This is a genomic window from Streptomyces sp. NPDC056222 (assembly GCF_042264065.1).
Classification (GTDB): domain Bacteria; phylum Actinomycetota; class Actinomycetes; order Streptomycetales; family Streptomycetaceae; genus Streptomyces.
The window spans coordinates 16,930-33,430 of sequence record NZ_JBHJTL010000060.1 but is presented as its reverse complement, the minus strand read 5'-3'; the positions used below and the strand labels follow the sequence as shown (position 1 = coordinate 33,430).

Below are 16,501 nucleotides of genomic sequence, written 5' to 3'. Positions count from 1 at the left end.
GTGGGCCGGGGCAGCCTCAGCGACCCCGGCCCCGGCCTCATGCCTTGCGTGCCCGCGCCACCGTCTTCTTGGCGGGGGCCTTCTTGGCCGTGGCCGCGGACGTCTTCGCGGTGGCCTTCTTGGCAGGTGCCTTCTTTGCGGAGCCGGACGCCTTCCGCGCCGCGGGCACCGTCGCGTCGCTGATGCGGTCCGCGCCGAGGATCTCGCGGAGGAACTTGCCGGTGTGGCTCGTCGAGACCGACGCGACCTCCTCCGGGGTGCCCTCGGCGATCACCAGACCACCGCCGCTGCCGCCCTCCGGGCCCATGTCGATGACCCAGTCCGCGGTCTTGATGACATCGAGGTTGTGCTCGATGACGATCACCGAGTTGCCCTTGTCGACCAGGCCCGACAGGACCGTGATCAGCTTCGAGATGTCCTCGAAGTGCAGACCGGTGGTCGGCTCGTCCAGGACGTACACCGTGCGGCCCGTCGACCGCTTCTGGAGCTCGGAGGCGAGCTTCACGCGCTGCGCCTCGCCGCCCGAGAGCGTCGGCGCGGACTGGCCGAGCCGGACGTACCCCAGACCGACCTCGTTGAGCGTGCGCAGATGGCGCGCGATCGTCGGGACGGCCTCGAAGAAGTCCAGGGCCTCCTCGATCGGCATGTCCAGGACCTCGGCGATGGACTTGCCCTTGTAGTGGACCTCCAGGGTCTCCCGGTTGTACCGGGCGCCGTGGCAGACCTCGCACGGGACGTAGACGTCCGGGAGGAAGTTCATCTCGATCTTGATCGTGCCGTCGCCGGAGCAGTTCTCGCAGCGGCCGCCCTTGACGTTGAAGGAGAACCGGCCCGGCAGATAGCCGCGGACCTTCGCCTCCATCGTCTCGGCGAAGAGCTTGCGGACGTGGTCGAAGACTCCGGTGTACGTCGCCGGGTTCGACCGCGGGGTGCGGCCGATCGGTGACTGGTCGACGTGCACGACCTTGTCGACGAGGTCGTCGCCGTCCACGCGCGTGTGCCGCCCGGGCACCGACTTGGCGCCGTTCAGCTCCCGTGCCAGGTGGGTGTACAGGATGTCGTTGACCAGCGTCGACTTGCCCGAGCCGGAGACGCCGGTGACGGCGGTGAGCACGCCCAGCGGGAAGGAGACGTCGATGTCCCGAAGGTTGTTCTCGCGGGCGCCGTGCACCGTGAGCCGGCGCGTGGGGTCCACGGGGCGGCGGATCTCGGGCATCCCGATGGCCTTGCGGCCCGAGAGGTACTGCCCGGTCATCGACTCCTTGTTGGTGAGCAGCTCGGCGAGGGGACCGGAGTGGACGACCTTGCCGCCGTGCTCGCCGGCGCCGGGGCCGATGTCGACGACCCAGTCGGCGACCTTGATGGTGTCCTCGTCGTGCTCGACGACGATGAGTGTGTTGCCCATGTCCCGCAGCCGGACCAGCGTCTCGATGAGACGGTGGTTGTCGCGCTGGTGCAGGCCGATGGACGGCTCGTCCAGGACGTACAGCACGCCGACCAGACCGGAGCCGATCTGCGTGGCGAGCCGGATGCGCTGGGCCTCACCGCCCGAGAGCGTGCCGGCGGCGCGGTTGAGCGAGAGGTAGTCGAGGCCGACGTCGACGAGGAACCGCAGCCGCTCGTTGACCTCCTTGAGGACCCGCTCGGCGATCTTCTTGTCGCGTGCGTTGAGCTTCAGACGGCCCAGGAACTCGGCGCACTCGCTGATCGACATCGCCGAGACCTCGGCGATGGACCGCTCCATGACCGTGACCGCGAGGACGATCGGCTTCAGACGGGTGCCCTCACAGGTGGGGCAGGGCACCTCGCGCATGTAGCCCTCGAAGCGCTCGCGGCTGGAGTCGCTCTCGGCCTCGCTGTGCCGCCGCTTGACGAAGGAGACGGCACCCTCGAAGGCCGGGGTGGTGTACGCCCGCTCGCGTCCGTACCGGTTGCGGTAGCGGACCTCGACCTGGGTCTTGTGGCCGTGCATCAGGGCCTTCTTGGCCCGTGCCGGGAGGCCGGCGTACGGCATGTCCGTACGGAAGCCGAGCGCCTCGGAGAGTCCGCCGATGAGCCGGCCGAAGTACTCCTTGGTGTGGCCGTGCGACCAGGGGTGGATCGCGCCCTCGTCGAGGGACTTGTCCTCGTCGGGGACGATCAGCTCGGGGTCGACCTCCATGCGGGTGCCGATGCCGGTGCAGTCCGGGCAGGCGCCGAAGGGCGAGTTGAAGGAGAAGGAGCGGGGCTCCAGCTCCTCGAAGGACAGGTCGTCGTACGGGCAGTAGAGGTGCTCCGAGTACATCCGCTCGCGCTCGGGGTCGTCCTCGGCGAGGTCGACGAAGTCGAGCACGACCATGCCGCCGGAGAGCCCGAGGGCCGTCTCGACGGAGTCGGTGAGCCGGCGCTTGGCGCTGTCCTTCACGGTGAGGCGGTCGACGACCACCTCGATCGTGTGCTTCTCCTGCTTCTTCAGGGTCGGCGGTTCGCTGAGCTGGATGGTCTGCCCGTCCACCCGCGCCCGGCTGTAGCCCTTGGTCTGGAGGTCGGCGAAGAGGTCGACGAACTCGCCCTTGCGCTCGCGCACCAGCGGCGAGAGGACCTGGAAGCGGCTCCCCTCGGGAAGCTCCAGGACCTTGTCGACGATGGCCTGCGGCGACTGGCGGGAGATCGGGCGGCGGCACTCGGGACAGTGCGGCTTGCCGATGCGGGCGAAGAGCAGGCGGAGGTAGTCGTAGACCTCGGTGATCGTGCCGACCGTCGAGCGCGGGTTGCGCGAGGTCGACTTCTGGTCGATGGAGACGGCGGGCGAGAGACCCTCGATGAAGTCGACGTCCGGCTTGTCCATCTGGCCGAGGAACTGCCGGGCGTACGACGAGAGCGATTCGACGTACCGGCGCTGCCCCTCGGCGAAGATCGTGTCGAACGCGAGGGAGGACTTGCCCGACCCGGACAGCCCGGTGAAGACGATGAGGGAGTCACGCGGGAGGTCGAGCGAGACGTTCTTGAGGTTGTGCTCGCGAGCGCCACGAACGATGAGACGGTCGGCCACGCCGGTCCGCACCTTTCTTGAGAGAGCGGAGGCACAGGGAGTGCGGGTCGCAGATATGCCTGGATGTGCCTGAGTACCCAACAACCAAGGATGCCGGATGCTTCCGTCGAGCCTATAGCACGCACATTCGATTTCCGGCCTCGCTCTCACCGCTTCACCCGAACGAGTGGCGGCGCTAGGGTCGGCGCCATGATCGACCATGTGCGTGACCTGGCCTCTGTACGCGAAGCGACCGAGCGACTCCTCGACGCAGCCGCCTCCCTGGACAACGCGGCGCTGGCCGAGCCGTCACGGCTTCCCGGCTGGACCCGTGGCCATGTTCTGGCCCACATCGCCCGCAACGCCGACGCTCTGGTGAACGTTCTCCAGGGCCGGCCCATGTACGCGGACGCCGCGACCCGTGACGCCGACATCGAGCGCGACGCCGCGCGCCCGCTCGACGTCCAGCTCGCCGACGTGCGCGAGAGCGGTGAACGCTTCCAGGCCGTGGGCGCCGAGCCCGCCGACTGGGAGCGCACCGTGGAGCTGCGCAACGGCGTCACGGACCGGGCGGCGCGCATCCCCTTCCGCCGCTGGGTCGAGGTGGCCCTGCACCATGTCGACCTGGGAGTCGGCTACGAGCTGACGCACCTGCCGGACGAGTTCGTCCTGCGGGAGATCGACTTCCTCGCCGACCGCTGGTCGGGACGGACCGAGGTCCCGCCGGTGACGCTCCGCCTCGGGTACGACGACGCCAGTCCGAGCTGGCGGACCGGCGGCGACAAGGGCGACCCCGTCGTCCTCGGGGGCACGGGTGCCGAACTCCTCGGCTGGCTGTCCGGCCGCGGCGACAAGGGCGCCCACCTCGCCGTCCTCACGGGCGACCACCTCCCGGAGCTTCCGCCGTTGTAGTCCCGGCTGTTGGGCCTCCACCTGTCGGTGCCCGGAGATAGGCTGAGCCCATGACGTACAGCGGAGCGGTGAAGGTCGGCGGGCCCGCCGATGTGCACGAGCTGACGGACCTGATGATCTCCAAGGTCGCGGTCGGTCCGATGGACAACAACGCGTATCTGCTGCGCTGCCGGGCGACCGGCGAGCAGCTGCTGATCGACGCGGCCAACGACGCCGACACGCTCCTCACGCTGATCGGTGACGACGGCATCGCGTCCGTCGTCACCACCCATCAGCATGGCGACCACTGGCAGGCGCTCGCCGAGGTGGTGGCTGCGACCGGGGCGCGGACGTACGCCGGGGCGTACGACGCCGAGGGCATTCCCGTGCCGACCGACGTGCCGGTGCAGGACGGCGACACGATCAAGGTCGGCCGGGTGGAGATGACCGCCCGCCGGCTGGTCGGACACACACCGGGCTCGATCGCGTTGATCTACGACGACCCGCACGGCCATCCGCACGTCTTCACCGGCGACTGCCTCTTCCCCGGCGGAGTGGGCAACACCTGGAAGGACCCGAAGGCCTTCGCGAGTCTGATCCATGACGTGGAGACCAAACTCTTCGCGGTCCTTCCGGACGAGAGCTGGATCTATCCCGGGCACGGCAAGGACACCACGCTCGGTGACGAGCGCCCGCAGCTCCCGACCTGGCACGCGCGCGGCTGGTGACGCGCCCCGGACGGCCCTGACCGGCGGAGGCGCGCGGTCCACGACCGTGTGCTTCCGCACGCCCCCGTAACTCGGGCGAACGCCGGGTAGTTGGCGCGACATGCGCCCCAGTCACTCTCCGCGTCCGCCGTCGGGCCCGGACGCCACGGCCCGCACGGATTCCCCGGATTCCCCGGATTCCGCAGCTCGTCCGAGCCCCTCAGGTCCCCCGGACTCTTCGGCCTCTTCGGCATCCCCGGATCCCCAGGACTCCTCGGCACCGCCTGGCTCCCCGGATTCCCGGGACTCTCCGGGTCCGCCGGCCCCACGGGGTTCCCTGGATGCGCCGACTCCTCCTGTTTCCCCGGCTCCCCCCTCCGCCCCCTCGATGGGGCGGCTCGCCGCCGCGTCGCTCGTCGGGACGGCCATCGAGTTCTTCGACTTCTTCGTCTACGGGACCGCCGCCGCACTCGTCCTCGGGCCGCTCTTCTTCCCCACGTTCTCCCCTGCCGCGGGGACCCTGGCCGCGTTCGGCACCTTCGCCGTCGGGTTCATCTCGCGCCCGCTCGGCTCGGCGCTCTTCGGTCACATCGGCGACCGCTACGGACGGCGCCCGGTCATGTTCGCCTCGCTGGTGCTCACCGGCTGCGCGACGGTGGCGGTCGGCCTTGTCCCGACGTACGCGAGCATCGGCATCACCGCTCCCGTACTCCTCCTCGTGCTGCGCTTTCTGCAGGGGCTCGGGCTGGGCGGCGAGTGGGGCGGGGCCGTCCTGCTCACCGCCGAGCACGCGCCGGAGCGGCGCCGGGCGCTGTGGGCGAGCTTCCCGCAGATCGGCCCGTCGGTCGGCTTCCTGCTCGCGAACGGCGTGATGCTGGCGCTCTCCGCCGCCCTGACCGACGCGCAGTTCCGCGAGTGGGGGTGGCGCGTGCCGTTCTGGGCGGCCGGGCTGCTGGCCGTCGGCGGACTTCTGCTGCGTTCGTCCCTCGCGGAGACGCCCCAGTTCCAGGAGCTGAGCTCGACCGGGCAGCGGGCGAACGCCCCGCTCGCCGAGGTGATGCGCGACCACTGGCGGCTGGTCCTGCTCACCGCGGGCGCGCTCGCCGTCGGCTACGCGGTGTTCTACACGGTCTCCACCTGGGCCCTGGCCTACGGCACCGAGCGCCTCGGGGTCGCCCGTACGACCATGCTGGTCTGCATCATGGCGGCGGTGGCGATCAAGGGGGCCACGACACCGCTGGCGGCGATGCTGGGCGACCGGTACGGCCGCCGTCCGCTCTGCCTGGCCGGCTGCGCGGCCTCCGCGCTGTGGATGTTCCCGATGGTCGCGCTGCTGCACACGGCGCGGCCCATGTTGATGTTCCTCGGCTTCCTGGGCGCTCTGCTCGCCTTCATCGCGATGTTCGCGGTGGTCGCCGCGTACCTCCCCGAGCTCTACGAGCCGAGGGTGCGGTGCACGGGAGCGGCGGTCGGCTACAACCTGGCGGGCGTCCTGGGCGGGGCGCTGACCCCGATCCTGGCGACGACCCTGGCCGGGGGTTCGGGGCCGCCCTGGGGTGTGGCGGCGTATCTGACGGTGGTGGCGCTGGTGAGCCTGGGGTGCTTCGCGCTGCTCCCGGAGACGTTGCCGACCCGGGCGGAGGCGCCGGAGAAGGCTCCGGCGTAGAAACGCACCGCGGCCGGTGCGAGCGGTGGTGTGCCGCCCGCACCGGCACGGTGCGTTCTGGTGCCGAGGCCCGGTCAGGCGTCGACGCTGTCCTTCTCGGCCTCGCCGGACTTCACGGCCGGGGCCTCGGACGCCGCCTCGGCGAACTCCTCGACGGCCTCGCGCTCGGCCTGCTTCTTCGAGGCGATGAGGCTGGTGATCGTGGTGACGACCAGGACGCCACCGATGACCGCGAGCGAGACCGGGATGGAGATCTCGGGGACGTGCACCCCGGACTCGTGCAGTGCGTGCAGCACCAGCTTCACACCGATGAAGCCGAGGATCACCGACAGGCCGTAGCTGAGATGGACCAGCTTCTTGAGCAGGCCACCGATCAGGAAGTACAGCTGGCGCAGACCCATCAGGGCGAAGGCGTTGGCGGTGAAGACGATGTACGGGTCCTGGGTCAGGCCGAAGATCGCCGGGATCGAGTCGAGGGCGAAGAGCACGTCGGTCGTGCCGATGGCGAGCATGACGACCATCAGCGGCGTCAGCACGCGCTTGCCGTTGACCTTGATGAAGAGCTTCGTGCCGTGGTACTTGTCCGCGACGCCGAACTTCTTCTCGACCGACTTGAGGAGACGGTTCTCCTCCCAGTCGTCCTCTCCCTCGTCCGCGCGCGCCTCCTTGATGAGCTTCCAGGCGGTGTAGATCAGGAACGCGCCGAAGATGTAGAAGACCCAGGAGAAGCTGGCGATGATCGTGGCACCGGCGGCGATGAAGATCGCGCGCAGGACCAGGGCGATCAGCACACCCACGAGCAGCACGCGCTGCTGGAGGTGGGAGGGCACCGAGAACTTCGCCATGATCAGGACGAAGACGAAGAGATTGTCGACACTGAGTGACTTCTCGGTGATGAAGCCGGCGAAGAACTCACCCGACGCCTGACCGTTGCCGAAGATCGCCAGCCCCAGGCCGAAGAGCGCGGCCAGGACGATCCAGACGATTGTCCAGATTCCGGCTTCCTTGACCGACACGTCATGGGGCTTGCGCCCGATGAAGAAGTCGATCGCGATAAGGGCGGACAGACCGAGAATGGTCAGCACCCAGAGAGTCGTCGAAACGTCCACTGCGCCTCCGGCGTCGTACGGCTACTTGATCAGCGTCGTCGCTGCCGGAGGTCTCTTCCACCCGGGCCGTCTGCGACGGGCCGGGCCGACGCCCCGGGATCGGACCACTCGAGGTCCGTCCGTATTGACGGGAACGCCGCGCTTGGGGAGTACTCCCCTCCGCGCCGAGAAGACTACCCGAAGAACCAAGAGAAGGTAAAGGGCAGGGTAAAGAGATCCCAAGAAGCCAGGTCAACGGCCCCATTGGCGACGGCCGTCGGCCACCTGGGCGAGGACTTGACGGAGCACCGCGCTGCCGGGCGGGAAGCGGGGCGGCTCGTACGTCCAGGCATGGCCGACCCACGGGTCGGCGAGGTGGTCGTCGGCCACGGGCGTGATCCGCAGCAGGGAACGCCACAGCGGGTCGAGCACCGGCCCGTACGCGGAGGCGTCCTCGCGGTCCGCCACCAGCATGAGATGGACGCCGACGGCCGGGCCCTCGTCCGCGAGGTAGCGGAGCTGGGTGACCGCCCGGTCGTCGAAGCCGTGCGGGAAGTCGTGGACGATCAGGAGCTGCTCGGCGGTGTCCATGCCGGGCGGCAGCGCGTCGGGCGCTCCCGCCCGCAGCGCCATCTGGACCAGGTCGACGCGCTCGGTCAGCCGCGCGAGGACCGCGGAGACCCCGGCCGCCCCGGCGGCGGGCGGCCCGGCCAGGACACCCGCCTCGACGAGCGGGGCGAGCGCGGCGGCTCCGGAGCCCGCCGGGTCGACGACATGGACGGCGAACTCACCGGACGGATACACGGCGAGGAGCCGGGCGGCGTGCGCGACCGCCGTGTCCAGGGCGAGCCGGCGCAGCTCGGCCTCGTCGAGGAGTCCGGCCGCCTCGGAGTGACCGCGCCCCGCGTCCACCCACAGACCGCGCTCCAGCGGGAGCCGGACGAGCATCGGGATGCGCAGGTCGGTCCGCTCGGGCAGATGGAGGTCGCCCAGGCGCAACGCCATCGGCGCCTCCATGGGGACGCGGTACGCCTGCCAGACGGGGTTGTCCCAGCGGGCGTAGGCGGCGGGCAGCGCCGGTTCGACGACCTCGGACTCGGCGACGAGCTGGGCGAGGTCCCGGTCGAGGGCCTCCTGGGCGCGGGCGGTGAGCTCGTCGTGCTTCGCGCGGGCTGCCTCGCGGGCGGCGTCCCCCGCTCCGCCGATGCGGCTGCGCGGGTCCGAGAGCGCGCGGTCGAGCTCCTGGTCGAGGCGGGACTCCGCGAAGTCGCAGGCGCTGCGGTACGCGGCGGTGCTGCGTGCCAGGTCCTCGAACATGCCCCACACCTGGTTGTAGAGCCGCTCGTCCATGGACCAGCCGCTGGCGTCCCCCGCGACGGGGACGGGCGGGGTCTGCTGCGGCTCCGGGTCCGGCGTCGCACGGCGGGGGTGGGCGTAGCTGATCGGGCCGCCGGCGCCCGTGGTGGGGGCGGGCGGCGGGGTCACCGGCACGGTCGGCGCGGGGTCGGTCGCGCGCGTCGGGTCGGGTCCGCGCGTCGGGTCGGACCCGGACATCGTGTCCGACCCGGTCGTGGGCGCGGCGTGACGCACGCGCTCCGCCTCGGGGACGCGCGGGGGCGGGGCCGAGACCGAGCGGGCCAGGCCCCGGGCCACGGCCTCCAGGATCGACGCGGCCAGGTCGGCGGGGCGCTCCAGACCCTGGTCGCCGAGCATCGCGGCCAGGCCGCCCTCGTAACCCTGGCCCATGGCGCGGACCTTCCAGACGCCCTGGCGGCGGTACAGCTCCAGGGCGACGACGGCGGATTCGCGGTCGAGGCCGGTGATCGTGTAGGTGGCGATCTCCGTGCCGTCGAGGCCGGTGACGGCGACGAAGGGGGCCGCGACGGTGCCGAAGCGGGCCGGACCGCCGACGCCGACGGGGAGCGCCAGAAGGACGGAGACGCGGTGCACGGCGGTCGGCAGCGCCTCCAGGTCCACGGCGAGGCGGTGGTCGGCGGCGGCCTGCTGGGAGACCTCCACGCCGGGCAGCGAGGGCGAGCCCGGGTGGGCGATCCACTCGACGCCGGGGACCGTGCCCCGCTCGTCGCCGAGGGTGGCGCCGGCGACGACCGGATGGCCGGCCGAGACCCGGATCTCCAGTCGGGTGTCGGGCAGGGGGTGGTTCTGCCCCCGGACCAGCTCGGCCGTCATCGACTCTGTCCCCTCGGCTTGCTTCGTTCTGTGCGGACTACGGGCGGATCATGGCGGATCATGTGGGACAGCTCCCGGTGGCCTGCCGCCTCCGGGAGCTGTGGGTGCGCCTGCGGTGCCCGCTACAGGTGCGGCAGGATCGCGGGCATGAGGTCCTGGAACGTCCGGCCGTTGGCCGGGTTGCCCAGGGCGGTCATCTGCCAGCCGGAGCCGGCCCGGTGCACCTTCGCCATGATCTGCGCGGTGTACTGGCCGCCGCCGTCCAGGGTGTAGCGCGCGAGCTCCTGGCCGTTCGTCTCGTCGACGATCCGGCAGAACGCGTTCTGCACCTCCTGGAACGTCTGGCCGGTGAACGAGTTCACCGTGAAGACGATCTGGTCGATGTGGACGGGGACGCGCTGGAGGTCGACCAGGATCGACTCGTCGTCGCCGCCCTGGCCGGCGCCGCCCACCAGGTTGTCACCGGTGTGCCGGACCGAACCGTCGTCACTCACGAGGTGGCGGAAGAAGACCACGTCCACGGGCTGCTTGTCGGCGAAGAGCACCGCGGAGGCGTCCAGGTCGACCTCGCGGGTCCGCGAGCCGAACAGACCGCGACGGGGCGCCGCCTGCCAGCCGAGCCCCATCCGTACGGACGACAGGCTGCCTCCGCCCTGCTTCTCCAGGCTGATGGCCTGACCCTTGGTCATGTTGACCGTCACGCGCTGTCCCCTCTCCTAGCGATCCCCGCGGCCGCCCTTTGTTGTGCGTGCGGTTGTCCAGCACCCTACGCAGGGGCAGTGAAAACGCAGCAGACGCGGTCGCGTTTTGTGTCGGTCTTGCAACACACCGGAGGCTCAAGGCCCCCGGGCGTCAGGCCAGCCCCGCCTCCCTCATCTGGCGCAACTCCTTCTTCAACTCGCCCACCTCGTCACGCAACCGCGCGGCCACCTCGAACTGCAGCTCCGCCGCCGCGGCCCGCATCCGGTCGGTCATCTCCTCGATGATCGCGGCCAGTTCGGCGGCCGGCCGGTCGCCGAGTTCGACGGTGGAGCCCGCCTTGCCACCCTTGCCCCTGGCCTTGGTGGAGTGCGCGGCGAGCGAGGGAACGGGCGCCTTGGCACCCTTGGCGTCCTTCTCGTGGCGGTAGCCGGTGCCGAGCAGCTCCTCGGTGTCGACCTCCTCGCGCGCGATCGTGGCGACGATGTCGTTGATCTTCTTGCGCAGCGGCTGCGGGTCGATGCCGTTGGCCGTGTTGTACGCGATCTGCTTCTCGCGCCGTCGGTTGGTCTCGTCGATGGCCTTCTCCATCGCCGGCGTGATCGTGTCCGCGTACATGTGGACCTGGCCGGAGACATTGCGCGCCGCGCGGCCGATGGTCTGGATCAGCGAGGTGCCGGAGCGCAGGAAGCCCTGCTTGTCCGCGTCGAGGATGGCGACGAGCGAGACCTCGGGCAGGTCGAGACCCTCACGGAGCAGGTTGATGCCGACCAGGACGTCGTACTCGCCGGCGCGCAGCTCGCGCAACAGCTCGATACGGCGCAGGGTGTCGACGTCGCTGTGCAGATAGCGGACCTGGATGCCGAGCTCCAGGAAGTAGTCGGTGAGGTCCTCGGACATCTTCTTGGTGAGCGTGGTGACGAGCACCCGCTCGTCCTTCTCGGTGCGCAGCCGGATCTCGTGGACCAGGTCGTCGATCTGCCCCTCGGTGGGCTTGACGACGACCTGCGGGTCGACGAGGCCGGTGGGGCGGATGATCTGCTCGACGAAGCCGTCGCCGCGCGACAGCTCGTACGTGCCGGGGGTGGCCGAGAGGTAGACCGTCTGGCCGATCCGCTTCTGGAACTCCTCCCACTTCAGCGGGCGGTTGTCGAGCGCGGAGGGCAGCCGGAAGCCGTGGTCCACCAGGGTGCGCTTGCGGGAGGCGTCGCCCTCGTACATGGCACCGATCTGCGGCACGGTGACGTGCGACTCGTCGATGACGAGGAGGAAGTCCTCGGGGAAGTAGTCGAGGAGCGTGTTGGGCGCGGAGCCGGGCTCGCGGTCGTCGAAGTGCATCGAGTAGTTCTCGATGCCGGAGCAGGAGCCGATCTGGCGCATCATCTCGATGTCGTACGTGGTGCGCATCCGCAGGCGCTGGGACTCCAGCATCTTGCCCTGCTTGTCCAGCTCGGCGAGCCGGCTCTCGAGCTCGCGCTCGATGCCGTTGATCGCCTTCTCCATGCGCTCGGGTCCCGCCACGTAGTGGCTGGCGGGGAAGACGTACAGCTCGCGGTCCTCGCTGATGACCTCGCCGGTGAGGGGGTGGAGCGTGGAGAGCGCCTCGATCTCGTCACCGAACATCTCGATGCGGACCGCGAGCTCCTCGTAGACCGGGAAGATCTCGATGGTGTCGCCGCGGACCCGGAAGGTGCCCCGGGCGAACGCCACGTCGTTGCGGGTGTACTGGATGTCGACGAAGCGGCGCAGCAGCTGGTCGCGGTCGATCTCCTCGCCGACCTTGAGCGGGACCATCCGGTCCACGTACTCCTGGGGCGTGCCGAGGCCGTAGATGCAGGAGACGGAGGCGACCACGACGACGTCGCGGCGGGTGAGGAGGGAGTTCGTCGCGGAGTGGCGCAGCCGCTCGACCTCCTCGTTGATCGAGGAGTCCTTCTCGATGTAGGTGTCCGACTGCGGGACGTACGCCTCGGGCTGGTAGTAGTCGTAGTACGAGACGAAGTACTCGACCGCGTTGTTCGGCAGGAGCTCGCGGAACTCGTTCGCCAGCTGGGCGGCCAGTGTCTTGTTCGGCGCCATCACCAGCGTGGGGCGCTGCAGCTTCTCGATCATCCAGGCGGTGGTCGCCGACTTGCCGGTGCCGGTGGCTCCGAGGAGGACGACGTCCTTCTCGCCCGCGCGGATGCGCCGCTCGAGGTCGGCGATGGCCGTCGGCTGATCGCCACTGGGCTGGTAGGGGCTGACGACCTCGAAAGGCGCCAGCGTACGTTCGATCTGGGAAACGGGCCGCATGTCACCACCGTACGACCCCCCACTGACAGTCGGGCCGTGAACGGCTCGGCGGCCGGCCGGCGGTCCGTTCCTCACCAGTCCTGGGAACTGTGGCCGCCACGGCCCGAACCCTTGCGGCCGCCCCGGCCGGAGGGCTGTCGGGCCGACCAGTTCGCGGGCTCGCCGTAGCCGGAGGCCCGGCGCGGGGCGGGGACTCCGGGACGGTGCGGGCTGTGGGCGGAGGGGCGCTGCCAGTCCGGGTCGCCCATCACGAGCAGCGGGTCGAACATGATGACGACCGCCGCCAGGAGCAGGAAGACGGCGGGGCCGATCAGCATCGGCAGGAGGAGCGAGGTGGCGGTGTCGCCGGCTCCGGTGACGGGCCCGGCGTGCAGATGGACGTTGACGGCCGCCATGGCGGTGTAGTGCATACCACTGACGGCCAGGCCCATCACCAGGCTCGCACCGAGGCTGGCCAGAAATCCGTGCACCGAGACGGCCGCCCAGAGGGCCGTGGTGGCCGCGACGACGGCGATGACGACGGAGAGCGCGACGGTGAGGGTGTCGTACTCGATGCGCCCCTGGAGACGCATCCCCGCCATGCCGAGGTAGTGCATGGTGGCGATGCCGAGGCCGGTGATGGTGCCGCCGGTGACCAGGGCGAGCGGGGTGGCCCCGCGGTATCCGACGATGAAGATGCCGATGCCGACCATCACGACGGCGACGGCCAGGCTGGCGAATGTGATGGGCCGGTCGTAGCTGATGGGGGCCCGCTGGACGGAGAAGCCCATCATCGCGATGAAGTGCATCGTCCAGATGCCGGTGCCGATCGAGGTCGCCCCGAGGGCCAGCCACCCGGCCTTGAAGGTGTCCCGGTGGCGCAGCGATCTGATGGTGCAGCGCAGGCCGAGGGCGCCACCGAGGCAGGCCATGAGATAGGCGGCGACCGGCGTCACGAGGCCGTAGCTGAATCCGTCGACCGTGCCCTGCATGAGCGTGTGCCCTCCACCCGTCGTGCAACGTCGTCCGAAAACAGTCGGTACCGCTGAGTAGTCCTGTCCGGGCGAGATTATGGCGCGCCGGGAGCCGCACGACCATGTGGTCCGGGATTTGGCTTGGGTGAGACCGAGAAGAGACCGGGGCGGGACGGCGGCGATGTCGGTGGGCGGTCGTACCGTGATCTCCATGGACACCACGGTGGAATGGACGGTCGTGGCGAGCGACATCGGCCCGCTGCTGCTGGCGGCGACCGACCGCGGCCTGGTGAGCGTGGTCTTCCACGCCGACGAGGCGGTGCGCGACGCGGCGCTCGAGCGGCTGACCGGTCGGCTCGGCGCGGAGCCGGTGCGCAGCGGGTCGGGGCGGCTCGCCGAGCCGATACGGCAGCTCGGGGAGTACTTCGCAGGCGCGCGCCGGGACTTCGATCTCGCCCTCGACTGGACGCTGACGACCGGCTTCAACCGCCAGGTGCTGCGCGAGCTGGCGGAGGGCGTGCCGTTCGGGACGGTCGTGGGGTACGGAGACCTGGCCAGACGGGTCGGGCAGCCGGGCGCGGCCCAGGCGGTGGGGGCGGCCATGGGCTCCAATCCGCTGCCGGTGGTCGTGCCGTGCCACCGGGTGGTGGAGAGCGACGGCGGGATCGGCGGATTCGGCGGCGGCCTGGAGACGAAGCGGACGCTGCTGGCGCTGGAGGGCGTGCTGCCGCAGCCGCTGTTCTGAGCCCCCGCCCGCGTGCCCCTGGGGGGTACCCAGGGGGTGGCGTTCCCATCGGCCGGGATGGCTGGCACACTCCCGTAAGTGACCAACACCCCCAGCGCCCCTGACGCCGCCGACGCGGCGGAGATATCCGCCCCTGGCGAGGCCGCCGCACTGCCGACGCTCCGGCGGCGCATCCAGGCCGTGCTGATCGCCAGCCAGATCCTCGGCGGACTCGGCATCGCCATCGGTGTCGCCCTCGCGGCGGTCCTGGCCAAGGAGGTCAGCGGTACGGAGGCGCTGTCGGGTCTCGCCTCGACGGCCACGGTCGCCGGTCCCGCGCTGCTCGCCATGCCCCTCGCCTCCCTCATGGGCTCGCGCGGGCGGCGGCCGGGGCTCGTGCTCGCCTATCTGGTGGGGGCGCTGGGCGCCGTGGTCGTGGTCCTCGGAGCGGTCGTCGACAGCTTCCCCCTCCTCCTCGCGGGCCTGGTCGGCTTCGGCGCCGGCTCCTCGGCCAACCTCGCCGCCCGGTTCGCTGCCGCGGACCTGGCGGAACCGGACCGCCGGGGCCGGGCCATCTCGACGGTGGTGTGGGCGACGACGATCGGCGCGGTCCTCGGGCCCAATGTCGCCGCTCCGGCCGGGGAGAGCGTGGCGGGTCTCGGCATCCCCGCGACGGCCGGGCCGTTCGTCTGGGCGGCCGGGGTGTTCCTGGTCGCCGCCGTCATGGTGGCGCTGCTGCTGCGTCCCGACCCGCTGCTGACGGCCCGCGCCCTGTCGGGCGCGGAGGAGAACGGGGCGGCGGCCGAGGGGCGCTCGCTCCGGGCGGGGATGCGGGCGGTACGGGAGTCCTCGCGGGCCCGTCTCGCGCTGGTGACCGTGGCCGCGTCCCACACCGCGATGGTCTCGATCATGTCGATGACCCCGGTGGCACTGAGCCATCACGGCGCGGGCATCCAGCTCATCGGCCTGGTCATCAGCGGGCACATCGCCGGCATGTACGCCTTCTCCCCGGTGATGGGGTGGCTGTCGGACCGACTGGGACGGCTCACGGTGATCGGTCTGGCTGTCGGACTGCTGTCGGTCGCGGCGCTGCTCGCGGGCACGGCGGGGCCGAGCCACGGGCAGACCGCGGCCGGCCTCTTCGTGCTGGGGCTCGGCTGGTCGGCCGGACTGGTGTCGGGCTCCGCCCTGCTCACGGACTCGGTTCCGCAGGCCGCCCGGGCGGCCGTCCAGGGCCTGTCGGACTTCACCATGAACACCGCCGCCGGTGTGGGCGGGCTCGCGGCGGGGCTGATCGTCGCCCGGGCGGGCTACGGCTGGTTGAACCTGGTGGGCGCGTGCCTGCTGCTGCCGATGGCGGCGCTGGCGGTGCGGGGAGTGGTACGGCGGCCCGCCTGACGAATATCGGATATTGGATCCAACCTCTTGGATCCGATATCCGACGCGGCGATCGGGGGCCGGGATCGAGCACCGGCTCCCGGCCCTCCGACACCCCATCCCCTAGAGGCTGATGTGGTACGCCTTGCGCAGTGTCTCGTGGACCGTCCAGGTGGTCCGGTCCCCCTCGCGCAGCACGCACGCGTCGCCCGGCCCGATCTCCATCGTCGCGCCGCCCTCGACCGCGACGGTGGCGCGACCGCTGACGACGACGAAGAGCTCGTTGGCCTCGGTGTCGGTCACCACTCCGGGGGTGATCTGCCAGATGCCGCGCACCTGCTTGCCGTCGGCGGACTCCCAGAGGACCTTGCCGGTCACCTCGGGGGTGCCCGAGACGATCTGTTCGGGGTCGAGCGGCTCCGGCTCCAGTTCCGCATCGGGGATGTGGACGGCGAAGGAGGGGTGGTCGTGTGTCGTCATGGGCGGTGACTGTAGCGGGGACTTGGGATCGCCCCGCCGCCAGGACCGGATGGAAGTGCGCCCTCCGTTTCGCCTCCGACCAGGAGACTTCCCCGATTTCGGCGGCCGCGACGAAATCCGAAGTACGGCCGCGGGAACAGCGCACGGGAGGTCACGCGGCACGGCCGGCCCGCGACGGAGGCGACCCTGGCGGCCGGACCGGGCAGCGGGGCACCGAATCCGCAGACACGTTCGAGGCTTGCCCCCAGTCGGCGTAATCAGGTCGTCCCCGACCACGAGACCGTCGTAGAAGTGACGAATGGACACCTTGGCCCCTTCGGGGGCGAAATCGCTCATACGCGCACTCCGCGAGACAGGGCGTCACGGCGCCATACGGCCGAAAACCGGGCCCAGGGGGTGGCTCGTCGGCAGATGTCCCCGCTGG

At 70.7% G+C, this 16,501-nt stretch carries 12 protein-coding genes; 5 read left to right on the top strand and 7 right to left on the bottom strand.

Annotated elements, in window-relative coordinates; genetic code table 11:
• Nucleotides 1–37: 37 nt before the first annotated feature.
• Nucleotides 38–3,031, bottom strand: a complete 2,994-nt coding sequence (uvrA, locus tag ACFC0D_RS25300; RefSeq protein WP_376440111.1) for an excinuclease ABC subunit UvrA — start codon at nt 3,029–3,031, stop codon at nt 38–40.
• A gap of 189 nt (nt 3,032–3,220) precedes the next feature.
• Between uvrA and ACFC0D_RS25295 the strand changes: the two genes are divergently transcribed.
• The 3 genes from ACFC0D_RS25295 to ACFC0D_RS25285 all read left to right on the top strand — a co-directional run bounded on the left by ACFC0D_RS25295 (nt 3,221) and on the right by ACFC0D_RS25285 (nt 6,274).
• The gene (locus ACFC0D_RS25295) at nt 3,221–3,922 is read left to right on the top strand and encodes a maleylpyruvate isomerase family mycothiol-dependent enzyme (RefSeq protein ID WP_376440108.1); all 702 of its coding nucleotides are present in this window, start codon (nt 3,221–3,223) and stop codon (nt 3,920–3,922) included.
• A gap of 50 nt (nt 3,923–3,972) precedes the next feature.
• Complete coding sequence (locus ACFC0D_RS25290) at nt 3,973–4,629, top strand: MBL fold metallo-hydrolase (RefSeq protein WP_376440105.1); 657 nt, start codon at nt 3,973–3,975, stop codon at nt 4,627–4,629.
• A 367-nt stretch (nt 4,630–4,996) separates the two neighbouring features.
• Nucleotides 4,997–6,274: an MFS transporter gene (locus tag ACFC0D_RS25285; RefSeq protein ID WP_376440102.1), complete on the top strand. Its 1,278-nt coding sequence runs from the start codon at nt 4,997–4,999 to the stop codon at nt 6,272–6,274.
• A 74-nt stretch (nt 6,275–6,348) separates the two neighbouring features.
• Here the strand turns inward: ACFC0D_RS25285 and ACFC0D_RS25280 are convergent, their stop codons facing one another.
• The 5 genes from ACFC0D_RS25280 to ACFC0D_RS25260 all read right to left on the bottom strand — a co-directional run bounded on the left by ACFC0D_RS25280 (nt 6,349) and on the right by ACFC0D_RS25260 (nt 13,514).
• A complete protein-coding gene (locus ACFC0D_RS25280) occupies nt 6,349–7,383 on the bottom strand; it encodes a TerC family protein (RefSeq protein WP_376440100.1) in 1,035 nt (344 codons plus the stop codon).
• A gap of 231 nt (nt 7,384–7,614) precedes the next feature.
• A complete protein-coding gene (locus ACFC0D_RS25275; RefSeq protein WP_376440097.1) occupies nt 7,615–9,552 on the bottom strand; it encodes a TerD family protein in 1,938 nt (645 codons plus the stop codon).
• Nucleotides 9,553–9,674: 122 nt separating this feature from the next.
• Entirely contained in the window at nt 9,675–10,253 is a 579-nt protein-coding gene (locus tag ACFC0D_RS25270; RefSeq protein WP_361432709.1) for a TerD family protein, read from the bottom strand.
• A 151-nt stretch (nt 10,254–10,404) separates the two neighbouring features.
• Nucleotides 10,405–12,543, bottom strand: coding sequence for an excinuclease ABC subunit UvrB (uvrB, locus tag ACFC0D_RS25265; RefSeq protein ID WP_376440093.1), 2,139 nt, complete (start codon nt 12,541–12,543; stop codon nt 10,405–10,407).
• A gap of 71 nt (nt 12,544–12,614) precedes the next feature.
• On the bottom strand, nt 12,615–13,514 hold the full coding sequence (locus ACFC0D_RS25260) for an MHYT domain-containing protein (RefSeq protein WP_376440090.1): 900 nt from the start codon (nt 13,512–13,514) through the stop codon (nt 12,615–12,617).
• Between the two features lie 193 nt (nt 13,515–13,707).
• Here ACFC0D_RS25260 and ACFC0D_RS25255 point away from each other — a divergent pair, with 193 nt between their 5' ends.
• Both ACFC0D_RS25255 and ACFC0D_RS25250 read left to right on the top strand, forming a co-directional pair.
• Nucleotides 13,708–14,241, top strand: a complete 534-nt coding sequence (locus ACFC0D_RS25255) for a methylated-DNA--[protein]-cysteine S-methyltransferase (protein WP_376440088.1) — start codon at nt 13,708–13,710, stop codon at nt 14,239–14,241.
• Nucleotides 14,242–14,319: 78 nt separating this feature from the next.
• The gene (locus ACFC0D_RS25250) at nt 14,320–15,618 is read left to right on the top strand and encodes an MFS transporter (RefSeq protein WP_376440085.1); all 1,299 of its coding nucleotides are present in this window, start codon (nt 14,320–14,322) and stop codon (nt 15,616–15,618) included.
• Nucleotides 15,619–15,720: 102 nt separating this feature from the next.
• Here the strand turns inward: ACFC0D_RS25250 and ACFC0D_RS25245 are convergent, their stop codons facing one another.
• Nucleotides 15,721–16,077, bottom strand: coding sequence for a cupin domain-containing protein (locus tag ACFC0D_RS25245; RefSeq protein WP_376440082.1), 357 nt, complete (start codon nt 16,075–16,077; stop codon nt 15,721–15,723).
• Nucleotides 16,078–16,501 lie beyond the last annotated feature (424 nt).